The organism is Aureimonas altamirensis (genome assembly GCF_001463885.1).
GTDB classification, from domain to species: Bacteria; Pseudomonadota; Alphaproteobacteria; order Rhizobiales; family Rhizobiaceae; genus Aureimonas; species Aureimonas altamirensis.
This window is the reverse complement of the sequence record NZ_BBWQ01000018.1, coordinates 179,138-200,475: the sequence shown is the minus strand read 5'-3', so window position 1 is coordinate 200,475 and position 21,338 is coordinate 179,138. Positions and strand designations below refer to the sequence as shown.

Here is a 21,338-nt window from a genome sequence, read left to right as displayed (position 1 = left end):
TGCGCCTTTGTCAGAAGGTCTTTCCGGCCGACATCTGGACCTGTTCGGCAATCGGGCCGAGCGCCAGCGCGGGAAAGAACTGCAAACCGCCAAGGATGAGGATGACGCCGGCCAGAAGGCCGGCAAACAGGAGGCCATGGGTTGGGAATGTGCCCGCCGAAGGGGCCAGCCTGGGCTTTGCCGCCAGCCGCCCTGCCATGGCGATGACCGGCACGACATAGGCGAACCGACCGAGAAGCATCGCCAGCGCCAGGGTGGTGTTCCACCACGTATTGTCGGCACCGAGCCCGGCAAAGGCCGAGCCGTTATTGCCCGCGGCGGAGGCGTAGGCGTAGTAGATTTCCGACAGGCCATGGGGGCCGCCATTGTTGAGCGTCGCCAGCGCGGTGGGCGTGACGGCGGCCAGGGCCGCAAAGCCCAGCATCGTCGCCGGCAGCACGATGATGGCGAGGACGGCCAGCTTCATGTCTCCGGCATCGATTTTCTTGCCGAGATATTCCGGCGTGCGGCCCACCATGAGGCCGGCGATGAAGACCGCGATGATGGCCATGACCAGCATGCCGTAAAGGCCGGAGCCGACACCGCCCGGCAGGATCTCGCCCAGCATGATCAGCGCCATGGGCACCATTCCGCCGATGGGGGTGAACGAGTCGTGCATGGCGTTGACGGCGCCATCCGACAGGCCGGTCGTGACGGCGGCAAACAGTGCCGAAGCCGCAATGCCGAAGCGGACCTCCTTGCCCTCCATGTTGCCGCCCGCCGGGTCCAGCCCGGCCGCGGCCAGCATGGGCGTTCCGGCACTTTCCGCGTAATAGGCGATGCCGATGCCGGCAAAGAGCAAAAAGCCCATGACGCCGACGAGCACACGCGCCTGCCGCTTGTCGTCGATCATGCGTCCGAAGGCGAAGACCAGGCCAAGCGAGACGACGAGCATCTGCCAGATGGTCAGGACATTGGTCAGCGGCGACGGATTCTCGAACGGATGGGCGGCGTTCGCGTTGAAGAAGCCGCCGCCATTGGTGCCGAGCTGCTTTATGGCAAGCTGCGACGCGACGGGGCCCCGCGCGATGACTTGCGTTCCGCCCTCCAGCGTGGTGGCCGACACGGAGCCGACCAGCGTCTGCGGCGTGCCCAGGTAGATCTGCGCCGCCGCCGTCACGATGGCGAGCGGCAGCAGCACGTAGAGGACTGCGCGGATGACGTCGACATAGAAGTTGCCGACGGTCGGGACGCTGCCGCGCGCAAAACTTCGCACCAAGGCGAGCGCCAGCGCGATGCCCGTCGCTGCGGACAGAAAATTCTGGACCGTCAGCCCGGCCATCTGGCTGAGATCGCTCATCGTGGCTTCGCCCGAATAGGACTGCCAGTTGGTATTGGTGACGAAGGACACCGCTGTGTTGAAGGCAAGGTCCGGGTCGAGCCCCGGAAAGAGCGATTGGTTGAACGGCAGCACGCCTTGCAGGCGCAACAGCGCGTACAGGGCAACAAACCCGACAAGGTTGAAGGCGATCATCGACAGCGCGAAGGCAAGCCAGCCCTGCTCTTTGGCCGGATCTATTCCGGCCATGCGATGAATGACGCCTTCGACTGGCGCGATAATGGGTGACATGAAGGTGCGCTCGCCCGCGAAGACACGGGCCATGGAGCGACCGAGAACAAGGGCCGAGATCACGCACAAGGCAAGGATGGCGATGATCTGCGCCCAACCGACAAGCGTCATGGTTTGGATTCCCGCAGAAGACTGGTTTGGATCAGAAGCGCTCGGGCCGCATCAGTGCGTAGCCCAGATAGACAGCGACGAAGATGGCGGTGATGCCGCCCACGATGAGGTCGAAGCTCGTCATTGCGATGCCAGCGCGCGGGCATAGTCCGCAAGGACGACGAAGGCGCCGATGCCGATGCCAAGGTAGAGAAGGTCCAACATTGCGGGCCCCTCCTTTCAGGGCCGCAATCCAAGTGAGCCATCGCGCATAAGTTTTCGATCCGGAAGCGCCCCCGCAACCATAAGGATTGCATAAGGGCCGCCGCGCTGGGTCCAACGCTTGACAAGCCCCGATGCCTCGCCTCCGATCTGCAACCTGTGGCTGATGGCCGAAACGGGAGGTATCGAATGCCTGCGAAACTCAGGACGCTTGTTCTCGTCTCCGCGATCACGGTCGCCATCGCCCGGCCATGGCCATCCAACGCCGCCTCGCCGGCGCCTGTGGAGGGGGATAACGGCATGGTCGTTACCGCCCAGCATTTGGCATCGCAGGTCGGTGTCGATGTGCTGCGGCAGGGCGGCAACGCGGTGGATGCGGCCATCGCCGTCGGCTATGCGCTGGCGGTCGTCTATCCCACGGCAGGCAATCTCGGCGGTGGCGGCTTCATGACGATCCGCCTTGCGGACGGCAAATCCACCTTTCTGGATTTCCGCGAGCGCGCACCGAAGGCAGCCACGCGCGACATGTATCTGGATGCGTCCGGCGAGCCGGTCCCCGGCGCCAGCACGGATACGTATCTTGCCATCGGCGTTCCCGGTTCGGTCGCCGGTTTCGAGGCCGCGCGCGAGACATACGGCACCTGGGAACGCGAGCGGCTGATCGCCCCGGCCCTGCGGCTTGCCCGGGAGGGCTTCGTGCTGGAGCCGGGCGACATCGCCTCCTTTGCCGACGGCAACGACATGCTGGCCCAGGACCCGGCCGCCGCCGGCATATTCCTTCGGGATGGCCAGCCGCTGCAGCTTGGCGACACGCTGGTTCAGAGCGACCTTGCCACCTCGCTGGAGGCCATCTCGCAGGGCGGCGCAGACGCGTTCTACAAGGGCGAGATCGCGGACCTGATCGTCAAGGCCAGCCAGGCGAACGGCGGCATCCTCGCCAAGCCCGATTTCGAAGAGTATCGCGTCCGCGAGCTCGAGCCTGTGGAATGCAGCTATCGCGGCTACGACATCGTGTCGTCACCGCCGCCCTCCTCCGGCGGCCTGGTCATCTGCGAGATCCTCAACGTGCTGGAGGGCTACCCGATCTCCTATCTCGGCTACGGCTCGGCCGAGACGACGCGGCTGATGGTAGAAGCGATGCGCCATGCCTTCGTGGACCGCAACACTGCCCTGGGCGATCCGGATTTCGTCGACAACCCGGTCGAGAAGCTGACCAGCAAGGCCTATGCGGAAGAAATCCGCGCCCGGATCGATCCCTACCGCGCCGGCGTCAGCGAGGATCTGCGACCTGCCGGGTCGAGCGAATCGACTGAGACCACGCATTACTCGATCATCGACAAGGACGGTAACGCGGTTGCCGTTACCTATACGCTGAACGGCTCGTTCGGCACGGGCAAGGTGGCCGAAGGAACGGGCATCCTCCTGAACAACGAGATGGACGACTTCACCTCAAAACCCGGCGTGCCGAACCTCTATGGCCTCGTCCAGGGCGAGGCCAATGCCATCGAGCCCGGCAAATCGCCTCTGTCGTCGATGAGCCCGACCATCGTTTCCCGCGACGGCAAGCCCTTCATGGTGATCGGCAGTCCCGGCGGCTCGCGCATCATCACCATCACCCTATCGGCGATCATGAACGTCATCGACCATGGCATGGATATCCAGCAGGCGATCGACGCGCCGCGCATCCATCACCAATGGCTGCCGGACAGCGTCGCCATGGAGCCCTACGCCCTGTCGCCGGATACGTTGAGGCTGCTGGCCGGCATGGGCTACCGTGTCGGCATCGACCCGGACTGGACCATCTGGGGCGAAGCGGCCGGCATTCTGGTGGGCGGACGCGACCTCGAGGAGATCGAGGCCGGCACCGGCACGGCGCGCTACTATGGCGCCATCGACAGCCGCGCCACGGCCGGCGCGGCCATCGGCTACTAGAAGGCCTGGCGGTACAGGCGCAGCGCATCCGCCTCGGTCACCTCGACGGGATTGTTGGCAAGAAGGCGCGTCTGCTTCATGGCGTCGGCCGCCAGCATGGGCAGGCTTTCCTCGCCGATACCGGCATCGCGCAGGCGGCGCGGTGCCCCGGAAGCATTCATCAGCGCCTCCATCGCGTCGACGAACCCTTGCGCCCGTTCCGCCACATCGCCGCGGGACGCCCCGCCGACCACATCATGCAGTTCGGCGTACAGCGGCGCCGCCGCCTGCATGTTGAAGGCCAGGACGGGGCCCAGCATCAACGCGTTGGACAGGCCGTGCGGAATGTGGAAATGCCCGCCCAGCGGATAGGCCAGCGCATGGACCGCGGCCACCGGCGCATTGGCGAAGGCCTGTCCGGCCAGGTTTGCCCCCAACAGCATGGCCTCGCGCGGCCGCCGGGCCTGCCCGTCGCGGCAGGCATCGGCAAGGTTGCCGGACAGAAGGCGCAGCGCCTCGCGCGCCAGCGCATCGGATAATGGATTTTTCCGATGGCGCGAGGTGTAGGCCTCGATCGCATGCACCATGGCGTCGATGCCGGTGGCGGCCGTATGAAGCGGCGGCAGCCCCACCGTCAGCTCCGCATCCAGAAGCACCAGATCCGCGTAGAGCTGGGCGGAAACGACACCCATCTTGGTCGTCTCGCCGGTGGTCAGAATGGTGATGTTGGTGGCCTCCGACCCGGTGCCCGCCGTGGTCGGCACCTGCGCCAATGGCACTCTGTGGCCGACCACCTTGTCGATGCCGTACATCTCGGCCAGCGGCTGGGAGGAACCGATCATCACGGCGGCCAGCTTGGCGACATCCATGGAAGACCCGCCGCCGAGGCCCACCACCAGGTCGCAACCCGCCGCCCGCGCCGCGTCGACGCAGGCCATCAGGACGGATTCCGGCGGGTCGGCGACGACGGCATCGAACACCGTGACGCGGAAGCCGGATTGATCCAGTGAGCGTTTGGCCGGCTCCAGCACACCGGCGCGGTGCAAGCCGGCATCGGTGACCAGCAGGAGGTTCCGCTCCGGCCGCCAGTCGGCCAGAATGGCGCCAAGACGGCGCGCGCCACCCCATTCGGCCAGCATCGACGGCACGGCGCGGAAGGAGAAGGGCAAGACGCCCTCCTCCGCCCGGATGGTGTCAGACGGCGCTGCAGACATATTTCATCTCGAGATACTCTTCTATTCCGTGGTGCGACCCTTCCCGGCCGAGCCCGGACTGTTTGACACCGCCGAACGGCGCGACCTCGTTGGAGATGATGCCGGTATTGTGCCCCACGATGCCGTATTCCAGGGCTTCGGCCACGCGCACCGAGCGCGAGAAATCCCGTGTGTAGAAATAGGCGGCAAGCCCGAAGATCGTGTCGTTCGCCATGCCGATCACCTGTTCCTCCGTCTCGAAGGGAAACAATGGCGCCAGCGGGCCGAACGTCTCTTCATGCGATACGCGCATGTCCTGCGTAACGCCGGTCAGGATACCCGGCTCGATGAACAGGCCGCCAAGCCGCTTGCCGCCGGACAGGAGCGTAGCGCCCTTGGAGACGGCGTCCTCTATATGCTCCTCCACCTTGCGGAGCGCCTTTTCCTCGATCAGTGGGCCGATGGCGACACCCGGTTCGGTGCCGTTGCCGACCTTGAGCGTGGCAACCTTTGCTGCCAGCTTCTCGGCGAACGCGTCGTAGACGCCCTTCTGCACGTAGATGCGGTTGGCGCAGACGCAGGTCTGCCCGGCATTGCGGTATTTGGACAGCATGGCGCCCTCCACCGCGGCATCCAGATCGGCATCGTCGAAGACGATGAAGGGTGCGTTGCCGCCAAGTTCCAGCGACATGCGCTTGATGGTCGGCGCACATTGCTCCATCAGCAGGCGCCCGACCTCGGTAGACCCCGTGAATGACAGCTTGCGCACGGTTTCGCTTGCGGTCAGCACCGCCCCGATCTCTCGGGCCTTGCCGGTCACGATCTGCAGCACGCCGGCCGGAATGCCCGCCCGCACCGCAAGCTCGCCCAGCGCCAAGGCCGTCAGCGGCGTCAGGTCTGCCGGGCGCACGATCATGCTGCAGCCGGCCGCCAGCGCGGGGGCCGCCTTGCGGGTGATCATCGCAGCCGGGAAATTCCATGGCGTGATCGCAGCGGTCACGCCGACCGGCTGGCGTATGACCGTGATCCGCCGGTCTGATGCCGGCGCCGGTATGGTCTCGCCGTAGACGCGCTTGGCCTCCTCGGCGAACCATTCCACGAAGGACGCCGCATAGGTGATCTCGCCCTTGGCCTCGGCCAGCGGCTTGCCCTGTTCCGCCGTCATGATGGCGGCAAGGTCGTCGGCATTGGCGATCATGAGATCGAACCATTTGCGCAGGATGGCGGCGCGCTCCTTTGCGGCCAGCGCCGCCCAGCCCTTCTGCGCCCTGGCGCTTGCTCCGATCGCGTCTTCGATTTCACCGGCCGACAGAACGGGAACATGCGCGACGGTGGACCCGTCGGCCGGGTTGGTCACCGCGATGGTCTCGCCGCCGGCCGCATCGCGCCAGGCGCCGTCCACAAGGCATTGCTGCTTCAGGAGACCGGGGTCTGAGAGCCGGAGGGAAGCCGCACCGGAATTGCTGGACGTCGACATGTTTGGAACCTGCGGTTTTATCGTTCGATACGACGGACACTAGTGCTATGGCGGCGGCGTTGAAAGTCAGGATCGCCAGGCGGCACGGGCAAATGCAGATTGCATATCTTTTGTCCACGCTCATCCGGTAATCAATTTTTCATCGCACCGGCCTTGATTTGAAAGGGCTGTCGCGACAATGATTATGTGTAGACATAAGCAATCGAAGATTGGGGTCCCCATGGTCGCACGATACGGAATTCTGGCAGGGCTTCTCGCATCGTTGGCGGCTGCGCCGGCAATGGCGCAGACCGACGTCAATCTCGGCTACTCCGGTTGGACGGGCTTTGCGCCGCTGACGCTGGCAAAAGAGGCCGGCATCTTCGAGAAGCACGGGCTGAATGTCACCCTGTCGAAGATCCCGCAGGCCAGCCGTCATCTTGCGATGGCCTCGGGCGACATTCAGTGCGCCGCAACCACGGTGGAAACCTGGGTCGCGTGGACGGCGAACGGCGTTCCGGCAACGCAGATCTTCCAGATGGACAAGTCCTACGGCGCCGATGGCATCGCGGTCCGCGGCGATGTCGCCGATTTCGCTGCCCTCAAGGGCAAGACGGTGGCCGCCTCCGCGCCTGGCACATCCCCCTACTTCCTGCTGGCCTGGATGCTGAAACAGAACGGCATGACGATGCGCGACGTGCGGATCGTCAACATGGAGCCGGGGCCCGCCGCGCAGGCCTTCGTTGCCGGTCAGAACGACGCCGCGATGACCTACGAGCCCTATCTGTCGACGGTGCGCGATGCGCCCGATTCCGGCAAGATCCTTGCGACGACGCTCGATTACCCGGCCGTCATGGACACGGTGGGCTGCACGCCGGCCTTCCTCCAGGAAAACCCCGAAGCCGGCAAGGCCCTGGCCGACAGCTACTTCGAGGCGCTGGAGATGATCGCGGCAGACCCTGACAAGGCCTATGAGATCATGGGTGCCGACGTGAACCAGACGGGCGAGCAGTTCGCGAATTCGGCCCAGTATCTGCGCTGGCAGGACAAGGCCGCCAATGCGACCTTCTTCGAAGGTGAGTTCAAGACATTCTCGCAGGCTGCGGCAGACCTGCTGCTGGAGATCGGCGTCATCCGTGAAAAGCCCGATGTCGCGACCCTCTACGACGATCAGTACATCAAGTAGTTGTATCTAGCGCCGTCAGGATCATGATGCTTCGTCCGTTCAAGCCGGTCGGCGCCACAACGCGCGTCGTCCTTGGCATATCCTTCTTCGTGGCCTTCGTTGCGCTCTGGGCGGTGGCAACGCTGGGTGGCTTCGTCTCGCGCACCTTCCTTGCCGATCCGCTGACCATGCTGGCGGATGGCTGGAACCTCCTGCAGCGCGGCTTCCTCTACGATATCGGCATGACGGTATGGCGCGTCGTCGGCGGCTTCGCCGTCGCCGCCGCGCTGGGCGTTCCGATCGGCATCGCGATGGGCGCCTACAAACCCATCGAGGCGCTGCTGGAGCCGTTCGTCTCCTTTGCCCGCTATCTGCCCGCTTCGGCCTTCGTGCCGCTGCTGATCCTGTGGGCGGGCATCGGCGAGACGCAGAAGCTTCTGGTCATCTTCATCGGCGCGTTCTTCCAGATCGTGCTGATGGTTGCGGGGTCGGTGGCCTCGACGCGGCAGGACCTTGTGGAGGCGGCCTATACGCTGGGCGCGCGCGACAGGGGTATCGTCGCGCGCGTGCTGATGCCGGCCAACGCCCCCGATATCGCAGAGATCCTCCGCCTGGTGCTGGGCTGGGCCTGGACCTACGTCATCGTGGCGGAGTTGATCGGCGCATCTTCCGGCATCGGCTACATGATCATCAACAGCCAGGCACTCATGGCAACGGGGCAGATCATCTTCGGCATCATCGTCATCGGGATCATCGGCCTCATCTCCGATTTCCTGTTCAAATCCTTTAACCGGTGGGTCTTCGCCTGGAGGTTCGCATGAGCGAACTGATCATCGACGGCGTCGGCCGCGTCTTCCCCGGCGTGCGGGGCGGTGCGCCGGTTACGGCGCTGCAGCCCACAAGCCTGACGGTGCCGGCCAACGACTTCGTCACGATTCTTGGCCCATCGGGCTGCGGCAAGTCCACGCTCCTGCGCATCGTTGCCGGGCTGGATCGGCCGACAAGCGGGCGCGTAACGCTGGATGGTGCCGAAATCCACGGACCGGGCCCCGACCGCGGCATGGTCTTCCAGTCCTACACGCTGTTTCCGTGGCTGACGGTGGAGCAGAACATCGGCTTCGGACTGCGCGAAAAAGGCGTGCCGGAAGCCGAGCGCCGCGAGATCGTTGCCCAGTATATCGCCGATGTCGGCCTGAAGGGCTTCGAAAACCACTGGCCGAAGCAGCTTTCGGGCGGCATGCAGCAGCGCACGGCCATCGCCCGCGCGCTGGCCAACGACCCCAAGATCCTGCTTCTGGACGAACCCTTCGGCGCGCTCGACAACCAGACGCGCGGCCTGATGCAGGAATTGCTTCTCGGCATCTGGGAGCGCGAGCACAAGATGGTCCTGTTCGTGACGCACGATATCGAGGAGGCAATCTTCGTCGGCTCTCGCGTCGTCACCATGTCGGCGCGCCCGGGCAGGATCAAGTCGATCATCCCCGTGGACCTGCCGCATCCGCGCCATTACACGGTGAAGTCGAGCCCCGAGTTTTCAAGCATGCGCGCCCGCCTGACCGAGGAGATCCGGCAGGAGGCCATCCTTGCCGCGGCTGAACGTTGAGCGCCCCGTCGCCCGGGTGATTGACAGAATGTCGACAGGCGGCTAAAGCTCGAATTGCAGACGAAGATATAAGACCATCTGCATGATGGTCTTCGCTCGTCCAAAACTTGCCCCGATCATTATGTGGATGTGTCTGTTACTCTGGGAGGAGTAGTAGCATGCACGGGAGCAAGTATGCCCTGCGGGGCATAGACGACGTTATTTCATTCATCGACAAGAGCGACGGTATCCGCGGGCGCGCCGGCCTTATCTGGTGGCTTGCGCTTGGCGGCCTGTTTCTCGATGCCTTCGCCAACTCGGCGCTCAGCGCCGGGCTCGGGCCGATGACGCGGGACATGGGGCTGGACGCACGCGAGGTCGCGCTGATGACGTCCTTCGCCTCCTGGGTCGCGATCGTGTTCAACCCGATCGGCGGCTGGATGGCCGACCGCTGGGGCCGCATGCGCCCTCTCGTCTTCGCCAAGCTCCTCGCCCTGGTCGGCGCCGTGCTGGTGGCGACGGCGCAGAGCTACGAGATGATCATCTTCGGCCGGTTCTTCGTCGGCGCGGCCTACGGCATCGACTTTGCTATCGCCATGGCCGTACTTGCCGAATTTACCCCGGCCCGGCTGCGCAGCCGCCTGAACACCTGGCAAGGCATCTGGTATCTTGCGGTGTGCACGAACATCCTTCTGGCAATGATGTTCTATAGTTGGGATGTGGGCGACACGATCTGGCGCTATTCCGTAGCGGCCACCGGCATCTTCGCCTTCGCGATCATGCTGCTGCAATTCGCCTTCATGGTGGAAAGCCCGATCTGGCTGGCGCGCAAGGAAAGGCTGGACGACGCCGCCAGGGCCATGAGCCGCATCTACGGCCTTACCTTCGCCGCGGCGCCGCTGGCCGAGCGCCTGCCGGTCGTCAACCAGGCGAAACGCGGTTTTCGCAACATCGCGCTGATCTTCCGGGGCGTCTACCTGCCGCGCACCGTCCTGGCCGCGACGGTTCAGATCGGCCAGTCTATCCAGTATTTCGCGGTCGGCTGGTATCTGCCGCTCATCAGCGCATCGCTGTTCGGCACCGATTTCATCAACGCCATGCTGGGGACGCTCGTCTTCAACGTCTTCGGCATCGTCGGCGGGTTCATGTCGCCGACCATCGGACGGATTCTCGGCCTGCGTCGCGCGTCGGCCATCGGCTTCGGCGCCGTCTTCTGCATGCTGGTCATCATGGGGCTGTTCCACGACACGATGCCGGTCTGGCTGGCGGTCATCGTGCCCTCGCTCTTCATCCTGTTTCACTCCGGCGGGCCCGGAGCCAACGGAAAGAGCCTGTCTTCCCTGTCCTTCCGCAGCGAGCTGCGTGCCGGCGCAAACGGCATCATCGGCGCGATGGGGGCCACCGGCGCGGCCATCGGCCTCCTCGTCTTTCCGATTTTCCGGGAGACGTATGGGCTGGGAACGACGTTCCTGATCCTGTCGGTGGTTCCGCTTATCGCCTGCATCATCTGCAGCGTCATTCGGTGGGACCCGACCCGCACCTCCGTCAATCCGGACAACGAGCCGGGTGCACCGCAGTTCGCCGGCGATTGAGGGAGGCCCGATGACGATGCTGCAGCAGGCCATACTGGCGATAGACGAAGGCACGTCCGGCACGCGGGCTGCCCTGGTGCGGGCGGATGGCGGGGTTACCACCCCCGCCTATGCGCCACTGAAAGTGACGACGCCGCGCCACGGCGTCGTCGAACAGGACGCCGATGCACTTCTGGAAACCACCTTGGCGATGTGCCGGAAGGTCGTCGCCGCGGCGCCGGCCGAAGGCGCCGAGATCGTCGCGCTGGCGCTGACGACGCAACGGGCGACGGGTGTTCTTTGGGACACCCACACCGGACGCTCTCTCGTTCCAGCCATGGTGTGGCAGGACACGCGCTTCTGCGAGGAGCTCAAGGCGCTTTCGCCGCGCTGGGATAAAGAGTTGATCGAGCGCGCCGGACGCCCCATCGGTGCGCGGGCCATCTACCTCTGGGCCGTGCGCCACATGCGCGACACGCCGTGCGTAGCGGAGGCTCTGAACCAAAAGCGCCTTGCCTTCGGCACGGTCGACAGTTGGCTTCTGTGGCATCTTTCCGAAGCGCGGAGGGTCGTGACGACGCCCACCAATGCCACCTCCTGCGGGGCCTATGACCTGCGCAAGCACAGCTACATCGGCGATTGGCTGGACGCCCAGGAGTTTCCGCAAGAGCTGCTGCCGACCCTTATGGAAGACGCGGACGAGTTCGGACATACACGCAGCGACCTGATCGGCATCCGCATCCCGATCATGGCGTCCATGGGCGACCAGCTCGCGGGTCTTGTCGGCCTTGGCTGCCATGACAGCGGCCAGGCCATGTGCGTCCATGGAACGGGTAGCTTCGTCGATCTCGTGATCGGCCAGGAGCGCCCGGCGCAGCCGGGCGCCGTCGAGGCGACGTTCACGATGACCGCCTGGCGCAAGGGTGGACGTTCGGACTTTGCGGTTGAGACCTACGCGGCAACCACCGGCTCCGCGCTCAACTGGCTTTGCGCCGACATGCGCTGGTTCGACGATGCACGTCAGATCAGCGCTCTGGCAGCCGAGGCCGGCGGGGCGCGCGGCATCTGCTTCATGCCGACGCTGACGGGGCTGCGACAGCCGGTCATGGTGCCGGCCGCGCGGGCCTCACTGACCGGGCTTTCCATGACCCATACGCGTGAAGAGCTGGCCTATGCGGTTCTGGAAGGCATCGCGCAGTCGGTCGTCTCATGTGTGGAAGCAGACGAGCTGGTGGCAGGCAAGCGCATGCATGAGCTGGTTGCGGGCGGCGGCCTTTCGTCGTCCGACCCGCTGCTGCGCATGCAGGCCGATCTTGGCGGCGTCCCCGTGCGTCGCATGCCCGACGCAGAGCGCGCCAGCCTGCGCGGCACGGCTTTCATGGCCGGCGCCCGCGGGCTCATGTGGAGCGATCTTTCTCAAGCCCGCTCCACCCTGCCGCCGGGCGAGACGTTCGAACCTTCTTTGTCGGAAGACGAGCGTCTGTCGCGGCGGGCGGGATGGCACGCAGCCATCTCGGACGAGATCGGCCGCACGCGAGCCGGCGCCTATGACAACCGCCTGCCCTTGCCCGGCAGTGGCGGGTGACACATCGATGAGGTCTCCCATGTTTCGACTTCCCGGCCGACGCGCCAGCCGCGACCGCGAAAACCTTGCCCGCACCGAGCCCCTGCGGCTTGTCCGCGCCGAGCAGGAAGACAGGCTTGCCGACGAGACGTTCGACATTCTCATCGTCGGGGGCGGCGTAACGGGATGCTATTGCGCCTTCGACGCGGCGCTGCGCGGCTATCGCGTGGCGCTGATCGAGAAAGACGACTTCGCGTCCGGCACCTCGTCCAAATCGTCCAAGATGGTTCATGGCGGTTTGCGCTACATCGAGCAGGGCAATCTGGGGTTGGTCCGCCATTCCCTGCTGGAGCGGCAGAGGCTGCGCCGCAATGCCGGGCATCTGGTGCAGCGGTTGCCATTCCTGTTCCCGATCCTGGAGCGTGACGGCATCTTCGATGCGCGGATGGCCAAGGCGTTCGAGGGCCTGCTCTGGAGTTACGACCTGGCCGGCGGGTGGCGCGAGGGCATCCTTCATCAGCGGCTAAGTGCTGCCGAGGTGCTGTCGCACTGCCCGACCTTCCGCGACGACCAGTTGCGCGGCGGCTTCATGTACTTCGATGCGCGGGTCGATGATGCGCGGCTGACGCTGGCGCTGGCACGGTCTGCCGCCCATCATGGTGCGGCCATCCTCAACCATGCGCGCGTCATGGAGCTGACGCGCAATGGCGGAAAGGCGGACGGCGCGGTCGTGGAAACCGAATCCGGCCGCGAGATCCGCGTGCGGGCGAAGGCCGTCATCATGGCGACGGGCGTCTGGATGCGCGACTGGATGGCAGCCGGCGAAGACGAGCGGCCGCTCCATGTCCGGCCCGCCAAGGGCGTGCATGTCGCCATTCCCTGGCTGAAGGTCCGCAACGACTGCACCGTGACGATCCCCGTTCCGGGGCGCAGCCGCCGGGCCACCATCACCCGGTGGGGCAACGTTTCCTATCTCGGCACCACGGACGAGGACTATAAGGGCAGCCTCGATGACGTTCATTGCACGCGTACCGAACTGGACTTCCTTCTGGAAGGCGCACGTTCGGCGTTGAAGACGGACATTGAGGTCAGCGACGTCGTCGGCAGCATCGCCGGCTGCCGACCGCTCGTTTCGTCTTCGCCGGGCGGCAGCACGATGGATGTCAAACGCGATCATACCGTGCATGTCGGCAAGGACGGTGTCGTTTCCATCGTCGGCGGCAAATTGACGACCGCCCGCCACATGGCCGCTCAGACAGTGGATGCCGTGGGCAGCGTGCTGGGCGAGAGGCGCAGATGCACCACCAAGAAAGCCTGGCTGCTTGGCGCGGCCGGCTACGACGCCCAGGCAATCGTCGCCTCCGGCGGCATGGCGGCCCATCTGGGAGAGCGCTACGGCACCGAAGCCCGCTTTGTCAGCGACCTTCTGGCCGATGACGCGGACCTCGCCGCGCCCATCGTCGAAGGACTTCCGTTCACGCAGGCCGAAGTCCTGTACGCCGTCCGGCACGAGATGGCGGCAACCGTGGACGATGTCCTGTCGCGGCGCATGCGGGCCCGCCTGATGGCGCGCGACGCCTCGGGCCGGGCGGCTGCCCGCGTCGGCGAGATCATCGGGCGGGAGCTGAAGCTTTCGTCCAACGAGATCGCCAGTCAGATCGCCGGATATGAAGCAGCGATCGCCAAAGAAAAATTCATACTTACGGGAGACTATTGATATGATGAGCAAGGAAGCGGTCCGCCGCGGATACAATCGTGGCAACTACGTCGTCGGCGCGCCGACGCAGCCGCATTATGCCAAGTCAATCGAGACGATCGGCGCTTCCGCTGGGCTTGCCCGCAATGCCGTGGAGGTTTCTGAGGCCGTTATTGCAGAGCTGCGGAGCGCGTCGGAGGAGGTCCTGACCACGCGCGACGATCTCGTCGTCAACACGCGTGACTGGTGGGCCGGCACCATGATCGCGGAAACGGACGGCACCCCAGCGGCAGTTGACGGCGTCTTCGTGCGCGTCTCGACGGTGGAGCAGGTGCAGGCCGTCACGATGATCGCCCATCGGCATCGCCTGCCACTGACCGTCTCTGCCGGCCGTAGCAATGTGACGGGCGCTGCCCTGCCGCTGCGCGGCGGCATCGTGCTGGACGTCTGCGACATGAACCGCCTGGTCGGGTTCGATGCGGACAGCCAGATCGTGGAGGTGGAAGCCGGGATGTTTGGCGACGTCTTCGAGGAGACGATCCAGAAATCCTACGGCATGACCATGGGCCACTGGCCGTCCTCCTTCGGCATCAGCACGGTGGGCGGCTGGGTGGCATGCCGTGGCGCGGGGCAGTTGTCCACGCGGTACGGCAAGATCGAGGACATGGTCTACGGGATGGATGTCGTTTTGGCCGATGGCACGCTGGTTACGCTGGGCGGCTATGCCCGCGCGGCCATCGGCCCGGATCTGCAACAGCTTTTCATCGGCTCGGAGGGTACGCTCGGCATCGTGGTGCGCGTCCGCCTGAAACTGCATCGCCTGCCCGACTACAGCCGCGCGATCGCCTACGGTTTCGACAGTTTCGCAACCGGTCTCGAAGCCTGTCGCCAGATCATGCAGGGCGGCGCCAACCCGGCCGCGTTACGCCTCTACGACGCGCTGGAAAGCGGCGTGCAGTTCGAGGAACCGGAGCTCAACGTGCTGCTGATCGCCGATGAAGGTGCGCCGGAAATCGTCGATGCCGTGATGGCCATCAGCGAGCGGGTCTGCGCCGGCCTTGGCCGCAAGCTGGATGGCGACGCCATCTTCGAACGGTGGCTGGACACGCGCTATCTGACCGGCAAGAGCGCCGAAGGGTTCAAGCGCAGCCCAGGCTTCGTGGCCGACACGCTGGAGATGACGGGCTGCTGGAAAGACCTCCCGAAGATCTACGACGAAGTCGTTGCGGCCATCAACGCCGTTCCGGGCACGTTGGCCGGCTCGGCGCACCAGTCGCATGCCTATATCGACGGGGCGTGCCTGTACTTCTCGCTGCGCGGCGACGTGGATGTCGAGCGCCGTGGCGCCTGGTATCGCGCTGCATGGGATGCAGCCAACGCCGTTCTCGTCCGGCATAATGCGGCACTCAGCCACCACCATGGCGTCGGGCTCTTGCGCGCGCCCTACATGCGCGACAGTCTCGGCAGCGCGTTTCCGATTCTGGAGGCGGTGAAATCTGCGCTCGATCCGGACAATCTGCTGAACCCGGGCAAGCTCGGCCTTTCGCCGGATATGCCGCGCGACGCGGAGAGGTAATCTTGGCCCTGGACAGAACCATCGGCGAACGACTGTTGCGCCATCCGGTCATCGCGACACTCTACGGCACGGAGCAGGTGGACACGTTCCTGGCCAGCCGTGCCGAGATCGGCATCGTGGCCAACATATCGCTGCGCCATGTCGCCGAGCTGGTGCGGACATTGACCCGGCGCAACAAGCTGATCGTGCTGAACATCGATAGCTGCGAGGGTTTGTCCCAGGACAAGGGGGCGATCGAGTTCCTGTCCGAAGCGGGGATATCGGTTCTTCTGTCCACAAGGGTCCCGACCATCCAGAAGGCCGCGCAATGCGGCCTTCTCACCATGCAGAAGGTGTTCGTCACGGACCGGTCCACCTGGCCGCGCAGCGTCAAGGCCGTCTCCCAGAGCAGCCCCAACCTCGTGCAACTGATGCCGGCGCCCATGCTGGCGCATATTCCGGCGGACGATCGGAAGCGGATGCCGCCCGCGGTGGCCTCCGGATTCATCTGCACGCAGGCCGACGCACAGGCCGCCTTGAAGCGGGGCGCGGTTGCGGTTTCCTCCAGCAATGCCGCGCTGTGGAACATGGAGCGGCCGGCATTGTGACAAAACCCGCACAGGCGGTGGACATCCGACATTGTGGCCGAAATTTGATATTCAAACTCTGCGGGTAGCCGCGTAAACAGGAGCGGAATTGTCCAGTTTCCTGCGCGGAGTACACCATGCGCCTCGTCCATCGATTGTCCATTCTGGCGGCTTCGGTCGCACTTCCCCTTTCGGCGCACGCACAATCCACCGTGACGCTCGATACGGTCGTGGTCGAGGGCGCTGGTGGCAGCGGCACGGGCGGCACGTTCGGCACGGCAACGGGCCCGGTCGATGGCTATGTCGCGACGCAGACGCAGACCGGCTCCAAGATTTCGACACCCCTGATCGAGCTGCCGCAATCCATCTCGGTCGTCACCACGCAGCAGATGGAAGATCGCGGCGTGCAGAATATCGGCGAAGCGCTCAACTACACGTCCGGTGTCGTGACGCAGCCCTTCGGCAACGACCCGCGCTTCTTCGCGCCCATCATTCGCGGCTTTGCGGCGACCGACAGCCTCTACATCAACGGTTTCCGCTTCATCCGCGACTTCGGCGCGCTGGCCTTCGAGCCCTACGGCTTCGAACGTATCGAGGTGTTGAAAGGCCCGGCCTCCGTCCTGTACGGACAGGGCGCACCCGGCGGCATCATCAACCTCGTGCAGAAGCGCCCGACCTTCACCGAGTTCCGCAACGTCGAGGCCGAGATCGGCAATAACAGCCGCTACGTCGCCAAGTTCGATGTCGGCGGCGTCTACAACGAGGATGTCAGCTATCGCATGGTCGGCCTTGGCCGCCTGTCGGAAACGCAGATGAACTACGTCGACGACGATCGCGTCTACCTTGCTCCGTCGATCAGCTTCCGTCCCGATGCCGACACCAGTTTCACGCTGATGGGCAGCCTGCAGTACGACAAGGCGGATTCGCCGGTCGGCCTGCCGCAGGCCGGCACGCTGGACGGCAACCCCTATGGTCGCATTCCGCCGAGCCTGTATCTGGGCGAGCCTGACTTCAACGATTCCGAAAGCTGGTTCGGCACCATCGGGTACGAGTTCAGCCATCGCTTCAACGAGGCGGTCGAGTTTCGCCAGAACGCCCAGTACACCCGGCTCGACTTTAACTACCAGAACCTCTATTTCTCCGGCCTTGGCGCCGACAATTTCACCGTTGCGCGCAGCCCCTCCGTACAGGACGAGCTGACCAACAGCTTCGGCATCGACAACCAGGTCGAAACCAGGTTCGAGACCGGCGCCCTGCAGCACACCGCGCTGATCGGGCTGGATTACCGGCAGAACAATCTGGACCGTTCGTCGAACTTCTCCGGCACAGCGCTGCCCATTAACGCCTTCGACCCGGTCTACGGCACGCCCGTCACCGTCAACCCGGACGGCGCCAACCTCACCAATGTCGACCTAAAGCAGACCGGCATCTATGCGCAGGATCAGATCCGTTTCGACCGTCTGGTCGTCACCGCCGGCCTGCGCCAGGACTGGTCGGACCTGTCCAATGCCGGCGGCAGCGTCGATGACGATGCGCTGACCGGGCGCGCCGGCGCGGTCTATCTGTTCGACAACGGTCTGGCACCCTTCATCAGCTACGCGACCTCGTTCAACCCGATCACCGGTGAAACCTCCGATGGCGCGCTGTTCAAGCCGTCGGAAGGCAAGCAGGTGGAAGGCGGCATCAAGTATCAGCCGGCGGGCTGGAACTCCTTCATCACCGCATCGCTGTACCAGATCGAGCAGACCAATGTGGTCGCCAACCAGGCCGTGCCGGATGGTGGATCGCTGGTGCGTGAAATCACCCAGACAGGCGAGATCCGCTCGCGCGGCTTCGAACTGGAGGCAACGGCAAGCCTGACCGACGGGCTGAGCCTCGTTGGCAACTACACCTACTCCGACGTCGAGATCACACAAGGCGACGATACCGTCGTGGCCGGCATCATCACCGCCACCACGACGGGCAATCGCCCGGCCAACGTGCCGGAACATGCGGCTGCCCTCTGGCTGGACTATGCGTTCCAGCCCGGGACGGTCCTCGAAGGTGTTTCGCTGGGTGGCGGTGTCCGCTATATCGGCTCGCGCTTCGGCAACAACGCCAACTCCATCGACCTGCCGTCCGCAACGCTTGTCGACCTTGCGATCCGCTACGAGAAAGATGATTTCAAGGCCGCTCTCAACGTCAACAACGTGGCCGATGAAGAGTATGTCGCAAGCTGCAATTTCGGCTGCTTCTACGGCGAAGGCCGCAGCGTCATCGCGTCTGTCGCCTACAAGTGGTGAGGTAAGGCATGACCGCCGCGCTTGACCGGCGCGGCTTCATGGCCGGCCTGGCAACCCTTGCCCTGGTGCCGCCCGGTGCGGCGGCAACCGTGCCCGGGCGCATCGCCGTACTGGACTGGGCGCTTCTGGAAACGATCCTGGCGCTCGGCGTTACGCCGGTCGCCGCCGTCGAGCTGGTTCTCTTCCGGCGTCTGGCGGTGGAGCCGGACGTCCCACAAAGCGTCATCGACCTCGGATTGCGCGGCTCGTTCAACCTCGAGCTTCTGTCGAGCGTCCACCCGGACCTCATCTACATTTCCCCCTTCAATGCCTGGGCCGAACCGCAGATCGCGCGGATCGCGCCCATACGCTCCTATCCCATCTTCGGCGGCGGGCAACGGCCGCTGGACCTTGTGGAAGCGGCGATGCAGGGCATGGGGGAAGATCTTCAGCGCACGCAAGCCGCGACATCCTATATCGCGGGCACGAAGGCGCTGATCGCAGCCAGCCGGCACAAGCTTGCGGTCCACGCCCAAAGGCCCGTCTATCTCGTCAATCTCGGCGATGCCCGGCATGTGCGGGTGTTCGGGCCGGATTCCCTGTTCGGCAGCGTCATGGCCGATATCGGTTTTACCAACGCCTTCACCGGCAACACGCGCTATGCCGCCTCCGCCCCCATCGGCATCGAGGCGATGGCAGAGCGGCCGGATGCCATCATCGTGGTCGTCGGCCCGGTGCCGCCGGACGCCGCGGCCGCCTTGCCGCACAGCGCCCTATGGAACGCCATTCCAGCGGTTGCGGCCGGGCGCGCCCATATCCTGCCCCCGATGAACGCCTTCGGCGGCCTGCCGACCGCCCGGCGGTTCACGCGGCTGTTCGAGGCGGCACTGTCCGGGACCTGGGGATGACGCGCAGCCCGGACGACACGCCGCTGACGCCCATGCCCTGGCTTGCCGCCGGGGCCCTGGCGCTTGCCCTGTTTCTGCTGGAGGCCGTGCCGGCATGGCGCGCCGCGCAAGCCGGCGGCTTCGAGGCAATCTTGTTTCATGCCACGGTGCTGCCGCGCGGTGCCATCGCACTTCTGGCGGGTGCGGCGCTGGGCCTGTCCGGCCTGCTGCTGCAACGTGTGTTGCGCAATCCCATCGCCGATCCTTCCACGCTCGGTGTCGCCGCGGGCGCGCAACTCGCCCTGACGCTGGCGACACTCTATCTGCCGGCTGCACTGGCCACGGGGCGCGAAGCGGTGGCCTTTGCCGGCGGAAGCCTGATGCTGGGGCTGATCGTGGCGCTCAACTGGCGGCGCAAGCTGGAGCCTGTCGGCACGGTGCTGAGCGGCCTGTTGCTGTCACTGGTCGTGGCCTCTCTCAGCGCGGCGCTGACGCTCGCCAATGGCGACTATGTCATATCGCTGTTCATTTGGGGCGGCGGGACACTGTCGCAGGAAAGCTGGTTGCCGTCGATCACGCTGGGCATCCGCCTGGCGGTCGGCGTGGTGCTTGCGGCACTGATGCTGCGGCCCTTGACGGTGCTGGGCCTTGCGGAGGAAAGCGCCCGCAGCCTGGGCGTCGGCGTCGGAGCCACACGCCTGGCCGCACTGGCGCTGGCCGTCTTTTTGGCAAGCTCCGTCACCGCGCTCGTCGGCATCATAGGCTTCATCGGCCTTGCCGCTCCGGCGCTGGCCAGGGCCTGCGGTGCGCGCACGCTGCGCCAGCAGCTTCTGCTTTCGCCGCTGGCCGGCGCATTGCTTCTGTCCATCGCCGACGGGCTGGTTCTCGCCATGACGACGGGTGGACGGGACCTTCTGCCAACGGGCGCGTTCACGGCGCTGATCGGCGGCCCGATCCTTCTGTGGGCCCTGCCCCGGCTGCGTCTTGGGCTGCAACCGGCCGACACCGGCATGGAGCGGCGCCGCAGCCCGCACCCGCAAGCCATGCTGGCCACACTGGCTCTCGTGCTTGTTGCCGTCATCGCCATATCCCTGTGCGTCGGGCGCACCGGTACCGGCTGGGCCTTTGCCACCGGCGACACGCTGTTTGAGCTTCTGCCATTCCGCGCACCGCGCCTTGCGGTCGCGGCAGGCAGCGGCGCACTGCTGGCGCTGTCCGGCTACCTCCTCCAGCGCATTACAGGCAACCCGATGGCAAGCCCGGAGGTGCTGGGCATCAGTTCCGGCGCCGGCCTCGGCCTCGCCGCCGTCCTGATCATGGTGGAGATGCCTTCGCCATCTCTGCGCTTTGCGGCAACGCTTTTCGGCTCCGCTTTGGCGTTACTGGCCATCCTGTATTTCGCGGCCCGCAATGCCGGGGGCCCGGAGCGGCTGCTGCTGGCCGGCGTCGCCCTCGGCAGTTGTACCGGCGCGGCGGTAACCGCCGTCATTTCCGATGGCGGGCCCGAGGCGATGCAGATGCTGGAATGGCTCAGCGGCGCGATCCAGTCGTCGACGCCGATGCAAGGCGTCGCCGCCGTCGCCAGTGCGCTTCTGCTGTTGCTGCCGCTGCCGTTCATCGCCCGGTGGTTGGCAATCCTGCCATTGGGGCGGGCGGGTGCAACCGCCCTCGGAATGCCGGCCGGGCGGGCCACAGGGTCCATGCTGGTGCTGGCCGCCCTCGCCTCCGCAGCCGCCACGCTGCATGTCGGCCCGCTATCCTTTGCCGGGTTGATCGGGCCGCATATCGCACGGCGCATGCGCTTTTCCCGGCCGCTGCAGGAGGCGGCCGCCGCATTGATGATCGGCGCGATCATGCTGGCGGGAGCCGACTGGCTGGCCCGCATGATCGGCTTTCCGTACCAGATGCCGGTAGGCCTCTTCGCGTCGCTGATCGGCGGGGTATATCTGGTGGCGCTGATAAGCCGAAGGTGAAGCGGACGCTTCATGG

Annotated in this window: 16 protein-coding genes; 12 read left to right on the top strand and 4 right to left on the bottom strand. The window is 65.4% G+C overall.

Annotated elements, in window-relative coordinates; translation table 11 throughout:
• Positions 1 to 10 precede the first annotated feature (10 nt).
• Both kdpA and AUL31_RS20020 read right to left on the bottom strand, forming a co-directional pair.
• Positions 11 to 1,720, bottom strand: coding sequence for a potassium-transporting ATPase subunit KdpA (kdpA, locus tag AUL31_RS13765; protein ID WP_060607578.1), 1,710 nt, complete (start codon positions 1,718 to 1,720; stop codon positions 11 to 13).
• A 31-nt stretch (positions 1,721 to 1,751) separates the two neighbouring features.
• Positions 1,752 to 1,844 (bottom strand): potassium-transporting ATPase subunit F, encoded by a 93-nt coding sequence (locus tag AUL31_RS20020; RefSeq protein WP_073469275.1) that lies wholly within the window; start codon positions 1,842 to 1,844, stop codon positions 1,752 to 1,754.
• A gap of 266 nt (positions 1,845 to 2,110) precedes the next feature.
• On the opposite strand from AUL31_RS20020, the gene ggt reads away from it, so the two are divergent.
• Complete coding sequence (ggt, locus tag AUL31_RS13760) at positions 2,111 to 3,853, top strand: gamma-glutamyltransferase (protein WP_060607573.1); 1,743 nt, start codon at positions 2,111 to 2,113, stop codon at positions 3,851 to 3,853.
• Here the strand turns inward: ggt and AUL31_RS13755 are convergent.
• Both AUL31_RS13755 and AUL31_RS13750 read right to left on the bottom strand, forming a co-directional pair.
• Entirely contained in the window at positions 3,850 to 5,046 is a 1,197-nt protein-coding gene (locus tag AUL31_RS13755) for an iron-containing alcohol dehydrogenase (RefSeq protein WP_082646946.1), read from the bottom strand. The genes ggt and AUL31_RS13755 overlap by 4 nt on opposite strands.
• On the bottom strand, positions 5,027 to 6,502 hold the full coding sequence (locus AUL31_RS13750; protein ID WP_060607569.1) for an NAD-dependent succinate-semialdehyde dehydrogenase: 1,476 nt from the start codon (positions 6,500 to 6,502) through the stop codon (positions 5,027 to 5,029). The genes AUL31_RS13755 and AUL31_RS13750 overlap by 20 nt, the downstream gene beginning before the upstream one ends.
• Before the next feature lie 220 nt (positions 6,503 to 6,722).
• Between AUL31_RS13750 and AUL31_RS13745 the strand changes: the two genes are divergently transcribed.
• The 11 genes from AUL31_RS13745 to fhuB all read left to right on the top strand — a co-directional run bounded on the left by AUL31_RS13745 (position 6,723) and on the right by fhuB (position 21,322).
• Entirely contained in the window at positions 6,723 to 7,667 is a 945-nt protein-coding gene (locus tag AUL31_RS13745) for an ABC transporter substrate-binding protein (RefSeq protein WP_060607565.1), read from the top strand.
• Between the two features lie 26 nt (positions 7,668 to 7,693).
• Positions 7,694 to 8,467 carry an ABC transporter permease gene (locus AUL31_RS13740; RefSeq protein WP_060608114.1) on the top strand — a complete coding sequence of 258 codons (774 nt, stop codon included), beginning with the start codon at positions 7,694 to 7,696 and terminating at the stop codon, positions 8,465 to 8,467.
• Entirely contained in the window at positions 8,464 to 9,249 is a 786-nt protein-coding gene (locus AUL31_RS13735; RefSeq protein WP_060607561.1) for an ABC transporter ATP-binding protein, read from the top strand. Before AUL31_RS13740 ends, AUL31_RS13735 begins: the two co-directional genes overlap by 4 nt.
• A 158-nt stretch (positions 9,250 to 9,407) precedes the next feature.
• On the top strand, positions 9,408 to 10,820 hold the full coding sequence (locus tag AUL31_RS13730; RefSeq protein WP_060607556.1) for an MFS transporter: 1,413 nt from the start codon (positions 9,408 to 9,410) through the stop codon (positions 10,818 to 10,820).
• A 10-nt stretch (positions 10,821 to 10,830) separates the two neighbouring features.
• Positions 10,831 to 12,384, top strand: a complete 1,554-nt coding sequence (locus AUL31_RS13725; protein ID WP_060607553.1) for an FGGY family carbohydrate kinase — start codon at positions 10,831 to 10,833, stop codon at positions 12,382 to 12,384.
• A 19-nt stretch (positions 12,385 to 12,403) separates the two neighbouring features.
• Positions 12,404 to 14,080 (top strand): glycerol-3-phosphate dehydrogenase/oxidase, encoded by a 1,677-nt coding sequence (locus AUL31_RS13720; protein ID WP_060607549.1) that lies wholly within the window; start codon positions 12,404 to 12,406, stop codon positions 14,078 to 14,080.
• 1 nt (position 14,081) lies between these two features.
• Positions 14,082 to 15,635, top strand: a complete 1,554-nt coding sequence (locus AUL31_RS13715) for an FAD-binding oxidoreductase (RefSeq protein ID WP_060607546.1) — start codon at positions 14,082 to 14,084, stop codon at positions 15,633 to 15,635.
• Positions 15,636 to 15,637: 2 nt separating this feature from the next.
• Positions 15,638 to 16,222 (top strand): glycerol-3-phosphate responsive antiterminator, encoded by a 585-nt coding sequence (locus tag AUL31_RS13710; protein WP_200801676.1) that lies wholly within the window; start codon positions 15,638 to 15,640, stop codon positions 16,220 to 16,222.
• A 116-nt stretch (positions 16,223 to 16,338) separates the two neighbouring features.
• Positions 16,339 to 18,483, top strand: a complete 2,145-nt coding sequence (locus AUL31_RS13705) for a TonB-dependent siderophore receptor (protein ID WP_060607541.1) — start codon at positions 16,339 to 16,341, stop codon at positions 18,481 to 18,483.
• An 8-nt stretch (positions 18,484 to 18,491) separates the two neighbouring features.
• Positions 18,492 to 19,370: an ABC transporter substrate-binding protein gene (locus AUL31_RS13700; RefSeq protein ID WP_060607538.1), complete on the top strand. Its 879-nt coding sequence runs from the start codon at positions 18,492 to 18,494 to the stop codon at positions 19,368 to 19,370.
• Positions 19,367 to 21,322, top strand: a complete 1,956-nt coding sequence (fhuB, locus tag AUL31_RS13695) for a Fe(3+)-hydroxamate ABC transporter permease FhuB (RefSeq protein ID WP_060607534.1) — start codon at positions 19,367 to 19,369, stop codon at positions 21,320 to 21,322. The genes AUL31_RS13700 and fhuB overlap by 4 nt, the downstream gene beginning before the upstream one ends.
• The last annotated feature ends 16 nt before the right edge of the window (positions 21,323 to 21,338 follow it).